Annotated in this window: 12 protein-coding genes; 11 read left to right on the top strand and 1 reads right to left on the bottom strand. The window is 63.5% G+C overall.

The window, feature by feature from the left end:
• Positions 1-168: 168 nt before the first annotated feature.
• The 8 genes from xdhA to phaeop14_RS12800 all read left to right on the top strand — a co-directional run bounded on the left by xdhA (position 169) and on the right by phaeop14_RS12800 (position 10,024).
• A complete protein-coding gene (gene xdhA / locus phaeop14_RS12765; protein WP_096789754.1) occupies positions 169-1,563 on the top strand; it encodes a xanthine dehydrogenase small subunit in 1,395 nt (464 codons plus the stop codon).
• Positions 1,563-3,968: a xanthine dehydrogenase molybdopterin binding subunit gene (gene xdhB, locus phaeop14_RS12770; RefSeq protein WP_096789755.1), complete on the top strand. Its 2,406-nt coding sequence runs from the start codon at positions 1,563-1,565 to the stop codon at positions 3,966-3,968. Before xdhA ends, xdhB begins: the two co-directional genes overlap by 1 nt.
• Positions 3,969-3,971: 3 nt before the next feature.
• Positions 3,972-4,922 (top strand): xanthine dehydrogenase accessory protein XdhC, encoded by a 951-nt coding sequence (xdhC, locus tag phaeop14_RS12775; protein ID WP_096789756.1) that lies wholly within the window; start codon positions 3,972-3,974, stop codon positions 4,920-4,922.
• Positions 4,919-6,436, top strand: coding sequence for an ABC transporter ATP-binding protein (locus phaeop14_RS12780; protein ID WP_096789757.1), 1,518 nt, complete (start codon positions 4,919-4,921; stop codon positions 6,434-6,436). The genes xdhC and phaeop14_RS12780 overlap by 4 nt, the downstream gene beginning before the upstream one ends.
• A gap of 120 nt (positions 6,437-6,556) precedes the next feature.
• Positions 6,557-7,639 (top strand): ABC transporter permease, encoded by a 1,083-nt coding sequence (locus phaeop14_RS12785; RefSeq protein WP_040179476.1) that lies wholly within the window; start codon positions 6,557-6,559, stop codon positions 7,637-7,639.
• Positions 7,639-7,953 (top strand): DUF2834 domain-containing protein, encoded by a 315-nt coding sequence (locus tag phaeop14_RS12790; RefSeq protein ID WP_096789758.1) that lies wholly within the window; start codon positions 7,639-7,641, stop codon positions 7,951-7,953. The genes phaeop14_RS12785 and phaeop14_RS12790 overlap by 1 nt, the downstream gene beginning before the upstream one ends.
• A 1-nt stretch (position 7,954) precedes the next feature.
• Positions 7,955-8,875, top strand: coding sequence for an ABC transporter permease (locus phaeop14_RS12795; protein WP_040179471.1), 921 nt, complete (start codon positions 7,955-7,957; stop codon positions 8,873-8,875).
• Between the two features lie 72 nt (positions 8,876-8,947).
• The gene (locus phaeop14_RS12800; RefSeq protein ID WP_040175572.1) at positions 8,948-10,024 is read left to right on the top strand and encodes a BMP family ABC transporter substrate-binding protein; all 1,077 of its coding nucleotides are present in this window, start codon (positions 8,948-8,950) and stop codon (positions 10,022-10,024) included.
• A gap of 175 nt (positions 10,025-10,199) precedes the next feature.
• On the opposite strand, the gene phaeop14_RS12805 is transcribed toward phaeop14_RS12800, so the two are convergent.
• The gene (locus tag phaeop14_RS12805) at positions 10,200-10,811 is read right to left on the bottom strand and encodes a CDP-alcohol phosphatidyltransferase family protein (RefSeq protein ID WP_096789759.1); all 612 of its coding nucleotides are present in this window, start codon (positions 10,809-10,811) and stop codon (positions 10,200-10,202) included.
• Between the two features lie 141 nt (positions 10,812-10,952).
• Between phaeop14_RS12805 and phaeop14_RS12810 the strand changes: the two genes are divergently transcribed.
• The 3 genes from phaeop14_RS12810 to phaeop14_RS12820 are packed head-to-tail and all read left to right on the top strand — an operon-like array spanning position 10,953 to position 13,704.
• Complete coding sequence (locus phaeop14_RS12810; RefSeq protein WP_096789760.1) at positions 10,953-11,918, top strand: aldo/keto reductase; 966 nt, start codon at positions 10,953-10,955, stop codon at positions 11,916-11,918.
• A complete protein-coding gene (locus phaeop14_RS12815; RefSeq protein ID WP_096789761.1) occupies positions 11,915-13,027 on the top strand; it encodes an NAD(P)/FAD-dependent oxidoreductase in 1,113 nt (370 codons plus the stop codon). The genes phaeop14_RS12810 and phaeop14_RS12815 overlap by 4 nt, the downstream gene beginning before the upstream one ends.
• Complete coding sequence (locus tag phaeop14_RS12820) at positions 13,027-13,704, top strand: DUF938 domain-containing protein (RefSeq protein ID WP_096789762.1); 678 nt, start codon at positions 13,027-13,029, stop codon at positions 13,702-13,704. Before phaeop14_RS12815 ends, phaeop14_RS12820 begins: the two co-directional genes overlap by 1 nt.
• Positions 13,705-13,808: the final 104 nt, after the last annotated feature.

Consider the following 13,808-nt stretch of genomic DNA (forward strand, 5'->3'; position numbering starts at 1 on the left):
ATCTTGCGCCGTCGCCCCGCTCCATGGCAGAGTCACTTTTCCTTGCCAGAACAACAGCCTGCTTTCTAGGCTATCGGCAACAGATCTACCAAGGCCCGCCATGTCTTCTACGTCGCATCGAAGGGATGGCACCAAGGGAAAACCAGAGTAACGCGACGGGTTTCTGACATGACAATCACCTTTCGGCTGAACGGTGAAGAGGTCGCGCTGACGGAGGTTTCTCCGACGGCGACACTGCTGGACTGGCTGCGCGAGGATCGCGGCCTCACCGGCACCAAGGAAGGCTGTAACGAGGGCGACTGCGGCGCCTGCACTGTGATGGTCACCGATGACCACGGCGCCAAGCCGCTCAACGCCTGCATATTGTTCCTGCCGCAACTGCACGGCAAGTCCATCCGCACCGTCGAAGGGGCCGCAGGCCCCGATGGCCAGCTGCACCCCGTCCAAGAGGCGATGATCACCCACCACGGCAGCCAATGCGGTTTCTGCACCCCGGGGTTCATCATGTCGATGGTGACCGCGCATAAGAACGGCGCGCAGGATCACGATGACCAACTGGCAGGCAATCTCTGCCGCTGCACCGGCTATGCCCCGATCATCCGCGCCGCTGAGGCCGCCGCTGAGGCGCCGATCCCCGACTGGATCCACAGCGAAGACGCGATCAACCTCTCCGAAACAGGCGGTGATGTCACGTCCTTGCGCCCCACCTCCGCCGACGCGCTGGCCGCCGCCTATGCCGCGCGGCCCGAGGCGACGCTGATTGCGGGCGCCACGGATGTTGGGCTCTGGGTGACCAAACAGCTGCGCGATCTGCCGGATGTGATCTTCCTTGATGGTTGCGAGGATCTGAAGCAGATCACCAAGCAGCCCGACGGCAGCCTGCGCATTGGTGCGATGGTCGACATGAACCGCCTGCGCAGCGCGCTTGCCGCGCGCCATCCGTCTTTTGGCGAAATGCTGCGCCGCTTTGCCAGCCAGCAGGTGCGCGCCGCCGCCACCATTGGCGGCAATATCGCCAATGGCTCCCCCATCGGGGACAATCCGCCTGCGCTGATCGCCCTTGGCGCGACACTGCACCTGCGCTGTGGGGATACCCGCCGCAGCCTGCCGCTTGAAGAATTCTTCATCGACTACGGCAAGCAGGACCGCCAGCCCGGCGAATTTGTTGAGGCGATCACCCTGCCTGCACTCCCGGAGGGTCAAACTGATGCCCTGCGTGTCTATAAGCTCTCCAAACGGTTCGATCAGGATATCTCTGCCGTTCTGGGCGCCTTCAACCTGACCGTTGAGGACGGCCAGATCACCGCGGCCCGCATCGCCTTTGGCGGCATGGCAGGCGTGCCCAAGCGCGCCAGCCATGTGGAGGCCGCGCTGATTGGCCAGCCCCTGTCAGCTGCCACGCTCGCCACCGCGCGGGGCGAATTTGCCCGCGACTTCACCCCGATGAGCGATATGCGCGCCTCTGCCGACTATCGGCTGGAGGCGGCGGCAAATATGCTCGCTCGCTATTTTGACGATCTGGGCCAGCCGACCACCCCCACCCATGTGCTGGAGGTGAAGTGATGGCTGTTGCAAAACCCCTTCCCCATGATGCGGCACGGCTGCATGTGACCGGTCAGGCGCGCTATGTGGATGATATTCCGGCGCCGCGTGACACGTTGCATCTGGCCTTTGGCCTGTCGACAGTGGCCCACGCAGACATCACCGCACTGGATCTGGAGGCCGTGCGCCAAAGCGATGGCGTGGTGGCCGTGCTCACCGCTGACGATCTGCCCTTTGACAACGACGTGTCGCCCTCGGCCCATGACGAGCCGCTCTTGGCCAAGGGGGCTGTTCACCATATCGGTCAGCCGGTGTTTCTGGTGATCGCCACCTCACATCGTGCGGCACGGGTTGCGGCGCGCAGGGGTCAGATCAGCTACGCCGAACGCCCGGCTCTCCTGACGCTGGAGGACGCGCTGGCCGCAGACAGCCGGTTTGAGGACGGCCCCCGCATCTACACCAAAGGCGACGCCGACAGCGCCATCCAGACCGCCGCGCATGTGGTTGAGGACACGTTTGACATCGGCGGGCAGGAGCATTTCTACCTTGAAGGTCAGGCCGCCATGGCCCAGCCGCAGGAAGACGGCGGCATGCTGGTCAACTCCTCAACCCAGCACCCCACCGAAATCCAGCACAAGGTGGCCGAGGCCATCGGCCTGCCGATGCACGCCGTCCGGGTTGAGACCCGCCGCATGGGCGGTGGCTTTGGCGGCAAGGAAAGCCAGGGCAACGCGCTGGCCGTGGCCTGCGCCATCGCTGCGCGCGCGACCGGGCGCACCTGCAAGATGCGCTATGACCGCGATGATGACATGACCATCACCGGCAAGCGTCACGCCTTCCGCATTTCCTATCGCGCGGGCTTTGACGCAGAGGGGCGCATTCTGGGGGTTGAATTCACCCATCTGGTTGATTGCGGCTGGGCACAGGATCTGTCGCTGCCGGTCGCAGACCGCGCCATGCTGCACAGCGACAACGCCTATCTGATCCCCGCGATCCGCATCGAAAGCCACCGGCTGAAAACCAACCGTCAAAGCGCCACCGCCTATCGCGGCTTTGGCGGTCCACAGGGCATGGTCGGCATCGAACGGCTGATGGATCACGCGGCCCATGCCCTGGGTCTGGATCCGGTCGCGCTGCGCCAGCGCAACTATTATGCGCCGATGCAATCCGCCACCGCGCCAGCGGGCGCGCCCCACGACAGCTCTGTCCCCGCGCCGGATGCAGCAAGCGATCTTGCCACCCGCGGTGCCCCAGCAGACTCAACCAATGTCACCACACCCGCCGCAGATGTGCAGACCACCCCCTACCATATGCCGGTAGAGGACTTCGTTCTGCACGAGCTGACCGCAGAGCTGCTGGACACATCAGACTACGCAACCCGCAAGGCGGAGATCGCGAAGTGGAACGCCGATAATGACCGCCTCAAGCGCGGGATTGCGTTTTCGCCGGTGAAATTCGGCATCTCTTTCACGCTGACCCATCTCAATCAGGCGGGTGCGCTGGTGCATGTCTATCAGGACGGCTCAGTCCACCTAAACCACGGCGGCACCGAAATGGGCCAGGGCCTGTTTCAGAAGGTGGCTCAGGTCGCGGCCAGCCGCTTTGGCATCTCGCTGGACAAGGTAAAGATCACTGCCACCGACACCGCCAAGGTGCCAAATACCTCGGCCACGGCAGCCTCCTCCGGCACCGACCTCAATGGCATGGCGGTGAAGGCCGCCTGTGACACCATCCGCGACCGCATGGCGGCCTATCTCGCGGAGCGCTATCAGCAGCCAGTCGCAGCCGTGCGGTTTGAGGACGATCGGGTCATCATCGGCAGCGAAGAGCTGAGCTTCGAGGCGGCGGCGATGGAATGCTACACAGGCCGCATCAGCCTGTCGTCTACCGGGTATTACAAGACCCCGAAACTGGAATGGGACCGCATTCAGGGCAAGGGGCGCCCGTTCTTCTACTTTGCGTATGGCGCGGCGATCACCGAGGTTGTGGTCGATCGGCTCACTGGCGAAAACCGTATCCTGCGGGCCGATGTGCTGCATGATGCGGGCGCCTCGCTGAACCCCGCATTGGATATCGGGCAGGTGGAAGGCGCTTATGTGCAGGGGGCAGGCTGGCTCACGACAGAGGAGCTGGTCTGGGATCAGACCGGCAATCTGCGCACCCATGCGCCCTCCACCTACAAGATCCCCGCCTGTTCCGACCGCCCGGATGTGTTCAATGTCGCGCTTTGGAATGGCGAGAACCGCGAGGACAGCATCTATCGCTCCAAAGCGGTGGGGGAGCCGCCCTTCATGCTGGGGATCTCGGCCTGGCTCGCGCTCAGCCATGCGGTGGACGCCTACGGTGGCGGCTATCCGGCGCTGAATGCGCCCGCAACGGCGGAAGAACTCTGGCGGGCAGTGCGCCGCATCGCGCCGGAGGCCTGAGCGATGGGGTTTGATCTGCAGGATCTGAGCCGCCAGATTGCGGCGCATGGACCGGTGGTGCGGGTGGTGATTGCCGCCATCCGCGGCTCCTCCCCGCGTGAGGTAGGCGCGGCGATGCTGGTCTGGAAAGACGGCCAGTCCGGCACCATCGGCGGTGGCGCGTTGGAGCATGAGGCGGCTGAGGCGGCTCGTGCCCAGCTGGCGACGGGTCGGATGCGGCAGCAGACCACCCGCGCACTTGGTCCCGACCTGGGGCAATGCTGCGGCGGGTCGGTGACACTGTGGAGCGAGTTGTACCGCGCTGAGGATCTGAAGCAGTTGGACGACGAGGTGATCCTGCGGGCGCTGCAGACGGATACGGGCGAACCGCCGCTTGCCCTGCGGCGCAAACTGGCGCTGGCCCGCAGTCAGGGGCAACGCCCCGATCCGCAGCTGAGCGATGGCTGGCTGCTGGAACCTGTGCACCGCCCTGAAACCCCGCTGTGGATCTGGGGGGCGGGCCATGTGGGCCGCGCCCTCGTCGATGTGCTGGCGCCGATGCCGGATCTGGATATCACCTGGGTCGATACCGGGCCTGAGCGCTTCCCCTCTGACAGTCCTGCGGCTGTCACCACCGTGCCCGCAGCGGAGCCTGCGGCATTGGTGCCCCATGCCCCTGAAAATGCACGGCATTTGGTGCTTACCTATTCCCATGCGCTGGATCTGACGCTATGCCACGCCCTGTTGCTGCGCGGCTTTGCCTTTGCCGGGGTGATCGGATCTGCCACCAAATGGGCGCGGTTCCGCTCGCGGCTCAGGGAACTGGGCCACAGGCCGGATCAGATCGCCCGGCTGACCTGCCCCATTGGCGATCCCGCCCTTGGCAAGCATCCGCAAATGATTGCGGTGGGGGTTGCGGCAGAGCTTTTGCGCCTGGGCGCCACAGACGAGTTGAAGAAGGACAGACGCGCGTGACCCAACCTCTCCTGAGCCTGCAAGGTTTGACAAAGGCCTATCCCGGTGTTGTTGCCAACGATACGGTCTCCTTTGATATCGGCGCGGGAGAGGTTCACGCCCTGCTCGGCGAAAACGGCGCCGGGAAATCGACGCTGGTCAAGATGATCTATGGGCTGGTGAAGCCCGACAGCGGCACCATGCTGCTGCGCGGGGAACCCTATACCCCCGGCGAACCGCGTCAGGCCCGCGCCGATGGCATTGCCATGGTGTTTCAGCATTTTTCGTTGTTCGATGCGCTGAATGTGGCGGAAAATATCGCCCTTGGCATGGAAAACCCGCCTGCGATGCGCGATCTGGCCAGCCAGATCCGCCGGGTCTCGGAAACCTACGGCCTGCCGCTGGATCCCTACCGCACGGTGGGCGACCTCTCTGCAGGCGAACGTCAGCGGGTGGAGATCATCCGCTGCCTGCTGCAGGACCCAAAGCTGTTGATCATGGATGAACCCACATCCGTGCTCACCCCGCAGGAGGTGGAGATCCTGTTTCAGACTCTGCAGAAGCTGCGGTCCGAGGGCACGTCGATCCTCTATATCTCCCACAAGCTGGAAGAGATCCGCACGCTGTGTGATCACGCCACCATTCTACGGCTGGGCAAGAATGTGGGGGAATGTGTACCGGCTGAGACCTCCGCCCGCGATATGGCGGAGATGATGGTGGGCACAGCGCTGCAAACGCCGGAACGCTCTGGCCGCGCGCTTGGCGATGTGGCGCTGGATATCAGCGGGCTGTCGGTGCCTGCGCCCTCTGCCTTTGGTACCGCACTGAAGAACGTGCATATGACCGTGCGCAAGGGAGAGATCCTCGGCGTGGGCGGGGTTGCGGGCAACGGTCAGGACGAACTACTGGGCGTGCTGTCGGGCGAGACCACAACCGCCGCCGATGCGGTCACGCTGGGTGGCGCCCCGATTGGCAACCTCGGCCCCGTGGCGCGCCGCCGGTTGGGTATTCTGGCCGCCCCGGAAGAGCGTCTGGGTCATGCCGCTGCGCCGGATATGAGCCTGACGGAAAATGCCATGCTGACCGCCGCCACCCGCGAGGGGCTGGCGAGCCGGGGTTTCCTCAAATGGGGGCTGGCGCAGGAGTTCGCCGAGAAGGTCATCAAGGACTTCGACGTCCGCACACCTGGCCCAGAGAATGCCGCGCGCTCTCTGTCCGGGGGCAACCTGCAGAAATTTGTCATTGGCCGCGAGGTCCTGCAACGCCCGGAGGTTCTGGTGGTGAATCAGCCGACCTGGGGTGTGGATGCCGCCGCCGCCGCCGCGATCCGCCAGTCGCTGCTGGATCTGGCCGCCGGGGGCACCGCCGTGATCTGTATCAGTCAGGATCTGGATGAACTGATGGAGATCGCCGACAGTTTTGCCGCCCTGAACGAGGGCCGATTGAGCGCACCGCGCCCCACTGCGGGTCTCAGTGTCGATGAAATCGGCCTGATGATGGGCGGCGCCCACGGCATGGAGGTTGCGCATGTCTAGCCTCGCGGCCGGGCGCACGCAGTCCAACCGCAGCGCAGGCTGCCGGGTTCGGAGTGTGAGTATTTTTGGAAAGATGACAGGCACGCAGGCACAGATCTGCGACCGGGGGGAACGATAGGAATGATCCGGCTAGAAAAGAGACCACAGCCATCGCGCGTCTGGTCGATGGCAACGCCGCTGGTGGCGGTGCTGGCGACGATGATTGCGGGCGGGCTGCTGTTTGCCGCCCTCGGCAAAGATCCGGTGGCGGCGATCCGCACCATCTTTTGGGACCCGTTGTTTGGCGAATTTGCCTTCTACTACCGCCCGCAACTGCTGGTGAAGGGTGCGCCCCTTGTGTTGATCGCCATCGGCCTGTCCTTGGGCTTTCGTGCGGGGATCTGGAACATCGGCGCCGAGGGTCAATACATCATGGGCGCCATCTGTGGCGCCGGGGCCGGCCTTGCCTTCTACCCGTCGGATTCGGTCCTGATCTTTCCGCTGATGGTGGTGGCTGGCGCGCTTGGCGGCTGGGCCTGGGCGATGATCCCGGCCGTGCTCAAGACCCGCTTTGGCACCAATGAGATCCTGGTCTCGCTGATGCTGGTCTATGTGGCCGAGCAGTTCCTCGCCTCGGTCTCGCTTGGCCTGTTGAAAAACCCCGAGGGCTTCGGCTTTCCCGGCTCGCGCAACCTGCAGTCCTGGGACAGCGCCCATAATGCCGAGCTGATCGCGGGCACTGGCATGCACTGGGGTGTTGTGGCGGCGCTGATTGCCGTGATCTTTGCCTATGTGCTGCTCAATCGCCATATGCTGGGCTATCACATCCGCCTGAGCGGCGAGGCCCCCCGTGCGGCGCGTTTTGCAGGTGTGAACCCCACCCGGCTGGTGCTGTTCTGCCTTGGCACCTCCGGCGCTCTGGCAGGTCTTGCGGGCCTGTTTGAAGTTTCCGGCCCCTCCGGTCAGATCTCCATTGATTTCAATGTCGGCTACGGGTTTACCGCCATTATTGTCGCCTTCCTTGGCCGGTTGCATCCGGTGGGTATTCTGTTGGCCGGCGGGTTGATGGCGCTGACCTATATTGGCGGCGATATCGCGCAGTCCAACATGGGCCTGCCCTCCGCCGCGATCCAGGTGTTTCAGGGGATGCTGCTGTTCTTCCTGCTGGCCTTTGACCTCCTGACTAATTTCCGCATCACCCTGCGCATGCGGGAGGTGGCGTGATGCCAAGGCCTGCATTCTGGTGGACCCTCGCGGTATTGGGCACCGTTCTACCCTGGCTGTTCTTTGCGTCATTCATTGCCCAGCACGGCCTGTCGCCTGTGTTGTTCATAATGGCACTGTTTGAGAATGGGGCTGCTGCGGGGTTTTCGACGGATATCCTGCTGTCGATCCCAATGTTCTGGATCTGGTCTTTCTTTGACGCCAAACGCGAAGGAGTTGACCTGTGGTGGCTGACCCTGCCTGCGGCCTTCACGGTTGGCCTCTCCCTTGCCTTGCCGCTCTATTTTGCCCTGCGTGAAACGAGGAACGCCTGATATGGATCTTTCTGCAATTAACCCGGTCCTGCTCATCGCCTCACTGATGGTGGCGGCCACACCGATCCTGATCGCTGCTATTGGCGAATTGGTGGTGGAGAAATCCGGCGTTCTGAACCTTGGCGTCGAAGGCATGATGATCACCGGCGCCATCGCCGGTTTCGCCACCGCAGTGGAGACCGGCTCCCCCCTGCTGGGCTTCTTTGCTGCCGCCTTTGCCGGGGCGGCGCTGTCGGTGCTGTTCGGTTTCCTGACCCAGTTTGCCAAGGCCAATCAGGTCGCCTCTGGTCTGGCGCTAACGCTGTTTGGTCTGGGGCTGTCAGCGTTGATGGGACAATCCTATGTCGGGGTGAAACCGCCGCAAATGGGCGATATCCATATCCCCGTCTTGAGCGATCTGCCGGTGGTGGGGCCAATCCTCTTTGGCCACGATATCATTCTCTATTTCGGCATCGCGCTCACCGCCGCTGTCTGGGCGCTGCTGAAGTTTTCCCGCGCCGGGCTGATCCTGCGGGCGGTGGGTGAAAACCACGACGCCGCCCATGCGCTGGGGTACAAGGTGATCCGCATTCGCCTGATGGCGATCCTGTTTGGTGGGGCCTGTGCCGGTGTTGGCGGCGCCTACATCAGCCTCATCCGGGTGCCGCAATGGACCGAAGGCATGACCGCCGGTGTCGGCTGGATTGCACTTGCGCTGGTGGTCTTTGCCAGCTGGAAACCCTGGCGCGCGCTGCTGGGTGCCTATCTTTTCGGCGGGGTCACAGTGGTGCAGCTCAATCTGCAGGCCGCAGGCGTTGCCATCCCGGTCGAGTATCTGGCAATGTCGCCCTACGTGATCACCATTATCGTGCTTGTTATTCTTTCCGCGGACAAGAGCAGCGCACCTGCCGCCCTTGGCCGCAATTTCCACGCCTCCCGCTGATCTGGCGGGTGGCGGAACCTCTGTCCAGGGTCCTCTCCTGGGCACAACAACCAAAACGGGGAGTCCGTAAAGATGAAACTGAATAAACTGCTGACCAGCGCCGCAGTGGCGCTTGGCCTGGCAACCGGCGCCGTGGCCGCAGACGACAAGACCAAAGTGGGATTTGTCTATGTTGGCCCGGTGGGTGATGGTGGCTGGACCTACGAACATGATCAGGGCCGCAAGGCCGTGGTTGCGGAATTCGGCGACAAGGTCGAAACCGTCTACGTCGAAAACGTGGCAGAAGGCCCCGATGCCGAACGTGTGATGACCCAGATGGCGCTGGAAGGCGCGGATCTGATCTTCACCACCTCTTTTGGCTACATGGATCCGACCATCAACGTCGCCAAGAAATTCCCCAATGTGAAGTTCGAGCACGCCACCGGCTATAAGCGCGCCGACAATGTCTCCACCTACTCGGCCCGTTTCTACGAAGGCCGCGCGGTACAGGGCCACATCGCGGGCAATCTCACCGAGAGCAATATCGTCGGCTATATCGGCTCCTATCCGATCCCCGAAGTGATCCGGGGTATCAACTCGGCCTATCTGCACGCCAAGAAGGTGAACCCCGATGTGGAGTTCAAAATCGTCTGGGCCTTCACTTGGTTTGATCCTGCCAAAGAAGCCGACGCCGCCAAGGTTCTGATCGAACAGGGCGCCGACGTGATCCTGCAGCACACCGACTCCACTGCACCGCAGGCCGCCGCGCAGGCTGCTGGCAATGTCTATACCTTCGGGCAGGCTTCCGACATGGCGGAATACGCGCCGAAACCGCGCGTGTCCTCCATCATTGATGACTGGGCACCCTATTACATCGCCCGCACCCAGGCGGTCATGGATGGCAGCTGGGAAAGCACCGACACCTGGGACGGCATCGGCGCCGGCATGGTGAAAATCGGCGAGATCACCGATGCGGTTCCTGCCGCCGTGAAGGAAGAGGCGCTGGCGCTGAAGGCCTCGCTGGCCGATGGCTCCTACCATGCCTTCACCGGTCCGATCAAAAAACAGGACGGATCCGACTGGCTGGCAGAAGGTGAGACCGCGGATGACGGCACCCTGGCGGGCATGAACTTCTTCGTCGAGGGCATTCAGGGCGATATCCCGCAGTAAGCTGCGGCGCCTCTTCAACGATGTAATGACACGAAAGGCCCGCCTCATCCGGCGGGCCTTTTTTTGTCGCAAGGAACGTCAATGATACCTGCGAGAGGAAGCCTCTCCGGGACAAACGACCTCCGCCTGTCACCTTTCCCAAAATACTCAAAATCCTAGGGCGCGGCTCAGGACCTCAGTCGCGATGAAACACCCGCAGCGCCAGCAGCACACGGGAACTGGCGGTCACCAGACACAGCGCGCCAAACACCCAGGCCATGGGGGCAAACCACGCAGGCAGCAGGCACAGGAGCACAAAGAAACCGATGGTCTCCGCCCCCTCCAACAGCCCGCCGGTGAAATAGAGCGTCTTCACCCCGCGCGCCGTGCTCTTCATCTTGTGTTTTTCCGCCAGCACCGCATAGCCCAGAAAACTGGTGCCGTTCACATAGAACGTCATCAGCAGGAAGGCGCCCGCCACCGCGTTCTGGCTTGGATCCGCCAGCACAAAGGCCAGCGGCACCGCGCCGTAGAACAGGAAATCGCAGGTGATATCGAGATAGCCGCCAAAATCACTTGGTTCACTGGCGCGGGCCACCGCACCGTCCAGACCATCCGCCAGCCGCGACAGCAGCAGCGGCAGCAGCGCCAGCGCAAACAGACCGCAGGCAATCATCACGGCCGACAGCAGCCCCAGCGCCAGCCCCAGCAGCGTCACCTGATTGGCGCTGATGCCGGCGCGGGCGATCACCTGCCCCTGCGCGTTCAGCATCGGATCAATCAGCGGGCGGATTTTTGAATCAAACATACTCTCCCCTACCCCGCACACCGGGGCTTTGCCACTCACGATTATGATAGGCGGAATGCGGGATTTCCCGCAGATATCTTTGCGCCAACATCTGACATTTTGCGCTTTTGGTTGCGGCGCACTCGTGCCACGCTGCGGCGCATGAGCACCAATCTGATCAGCCTAGACGGCACCCCCGCCAGCGCCCTTGCCTTTGGCACCATGCAGTTTGGCGGCCGTGCCAATGCCGCGCAATCAGCTGCGATGTATGACGCCTGCCGCACCGCCGGGATCACCCATTTCGATACCGCCTGGGTCTATACTGATGGCCAGAGCGAAGAGATCCTCGGCCAGTTGATCCGGGACGCCCGCGACAGCCTGCTGATCGCCACCAAGGTCGCCTATACCGGTGGCGCAGGCCGCGAGAATATCCGCCGCCAGCTGGATCAGTCACGGGCGCGTCTGGGGCAGGATATGGTCGATATCCTTTATCTGCACCGCTACGACGAAGAAACGGATCTGCGCGAAACGCTTGCCTCACTGGCGGAGCTGCGCGCCGCCGGGCAGTTTCGCTATCTCGGCCTGTCGAACTTTGCCGCCTGGCAGGTGATGAAGGTGATCATGATCGGACAGGAGTTTGATCTGCGCCCGGCGATCCTGCAGCCGATGTATTCGCTCATCAAACGTCAGGCCGAAGTGGAACTTCTGCCGATGTGCGCCGATCAGGGCATTGCCGTTGCCCCCTATTCGCCGCTGGGCGGCGGGATGCTGACCGGGAAATATGCTGCGGGTCTTGCGGATGAAACAACCGATGGCGGCAGCCGGGGCCGACTGGATGAGGATCCCCGCTACCGCGAACGTTACGGCCAGAGCTGGATGCTGGACAGTGCCAGCGCCCTTGCTGAACTGGCTGCGGAGCTGGGGGTGGAGCCTGCGAGCCTCGCTGTGGCCTGGGCGGCAGGCTATGGCGCGCAGGTGACGCCGATCATCTCTGCCCGCACGCTTGCGCAGCTGCGCCCCTCACTCGCGGCACTGGATATCGAGATGACGCCCGCGCTTTATGACCGCATCTCAGCGCTGTCGCCACGTCCGGCGCCGGCCACCGACAGACTGGAGGAACAGGCATGAGCACTCAGATCCCCGATGTGCTGATCATCGGCGGCGGGCTTGCGGGTCTTAGCGCCGCAGCCGCACTCAGCCCCCGACGCAGCACCCTTGTGCTGGAGAGCGAAAGCGCACTTGGCTATCATTCCTCCGGTCGCTCTGCGGCGATGTTTGAGGCCCATTACGGCCCCGGCCCGGTGCAGGTGCTGACACAGGCCAGCGAGGCCCATCATCGCATCAATGGCTATCTCAGCCCGCGTGGCATGATGCTGGTCGCAGGCCCCGATCAGGCAGAGGAATTTGCCGCTGACTGCGCCGCCCTGTCGCTGACAGAGATTCCCATGGAACAGGCGGTGCAGATGGTGCCGGTGCTGAACCCCGCCACAGTAGGCTTTGCCGCCTATCACGACACCGCCGAGGATCTGGATGCCGACCGGCTGCTGCAGGATTTCGCTAAGGTCACGCGCAGCCACGGCGGGGTGATCCGCACCGATGCGCAGGTGACAGCCATCCGCCACAGCGCTGCAGATGATCTTTGGGAGGTTGAGGTCACCATCGGCACGGGGACTGGCAGAACCACCGAAACCCTGCGCAGCCGCCATATCGTCAATGCCGCCGGTGCCTGGGCCGATGAGATCGCCGCGCTGGCGGGTCTCCCCCCGATTGGCCTGCAACCCAAACGTCGCTCCATGGCGCGGCTGCCTGCCCCCGGTGGCCACGATGTCACCCGCTGGCCGATGATCATGGGAGTGGGCGAATGCTGGTATGCAAAACCGGACGCAGGCAAGCTGCTGGTCTCCCCCGCCGATGCCGATCCGGTCGCGCCGCATGATGCCTATGCTGATGATATGGTGCTGGCCGAGGGGCTGGCCCGGTACGAAGAGATGGTCAGCGAGCCTGTCACGCGGGTAGAGCACAACTGGGCGGGTCTGCGCAGCTTTGTCGCTGACGGTGTGCCGGTGATGGGGCCCGACCCGGATCAGCCCAGCTTTGTCTGGTGTGCGGGTCAGGGGGGGTACGGCGTGCAGTCCAGTCCCGCTGCCGGACGCTTGATTGCCGACCTGATCACCGGTGAGACCCCGGAAATCGATGCGGCCACGCTGGCCGCTCTCAGCCCCGGACGGGTGCGCTGATGGCTGTGCGGAGCGTCCCCGGAGAAGCCTCCGTCGCGCTGCCTGAGGCGGGTGAGAAGCTGTTTGCCCCCTCTGCCGCGCGCAATCTGGAGCCGATTGCAGATCTTCTGGCCCAGATCGCCCCCCAGCCCGGCAGGGGGGAGGCCCCCCGCCCGCGCGCACTGGAAATCGCCAGCGGCACCGGCCAGCATATTGTCGGCTTCGCCCGCCGCTGCCCGCACCTGGACTGGTACCCCAGTGACGTGGACCCGGCACGATTGGCCAGCATCACCGCCTACAGCGCCGAGAGCGGGTGCACAAACATCGCCCCGGCCCGCCAGCTGGACGCCACCGAAGGGCCCTGGCCCGAGGATATGGCTGCCTTTGATCTGATCGTCCTGTGCAACCTGCTGCATCTGATCAGCACGTCGGAAGCCAAAGCGCTGATCCGAGGGGCCGCCGATCATCTGGCACCGGGCGGGCGTTTCGTGATCTATGGGCCGTTCATGCGCGCAGGTGAGTTGACCAGCGAGGGCGATCGCGCCTTTCACACCAAACTGAGCAGCCATGACCCGGAGGTGGGCTATAAGGATGATTTCGATGTGATGGACTGGCTACAGGCCAGCGGTCTGGAGATGGCTGAGGTCATCGAGATGCCTGCCAACAATCTGGCGCTGGTGGCCAGACGCAGCAGCTAGTCAGACCGCGAGTGGCCCAATTCGTTCGCTTAGTTTCGAGGTCAGATAGTGCCGCAGGCCACAGGGGTTTGGCCGGGCCCAATCGTCCATTCTACGCCCTGACC

Origin of the sequence: Phaeobacter piscinae (assembly GCF_002407245.1) — a bacterium.
GTDB classification, from domain to species: Bacteria; Pseudomonadota; Alphaproteobacteria; order Rhodobacterales; family Rhodobacteraceae; genus Phaeobacter; species Phaeobacter piscinae.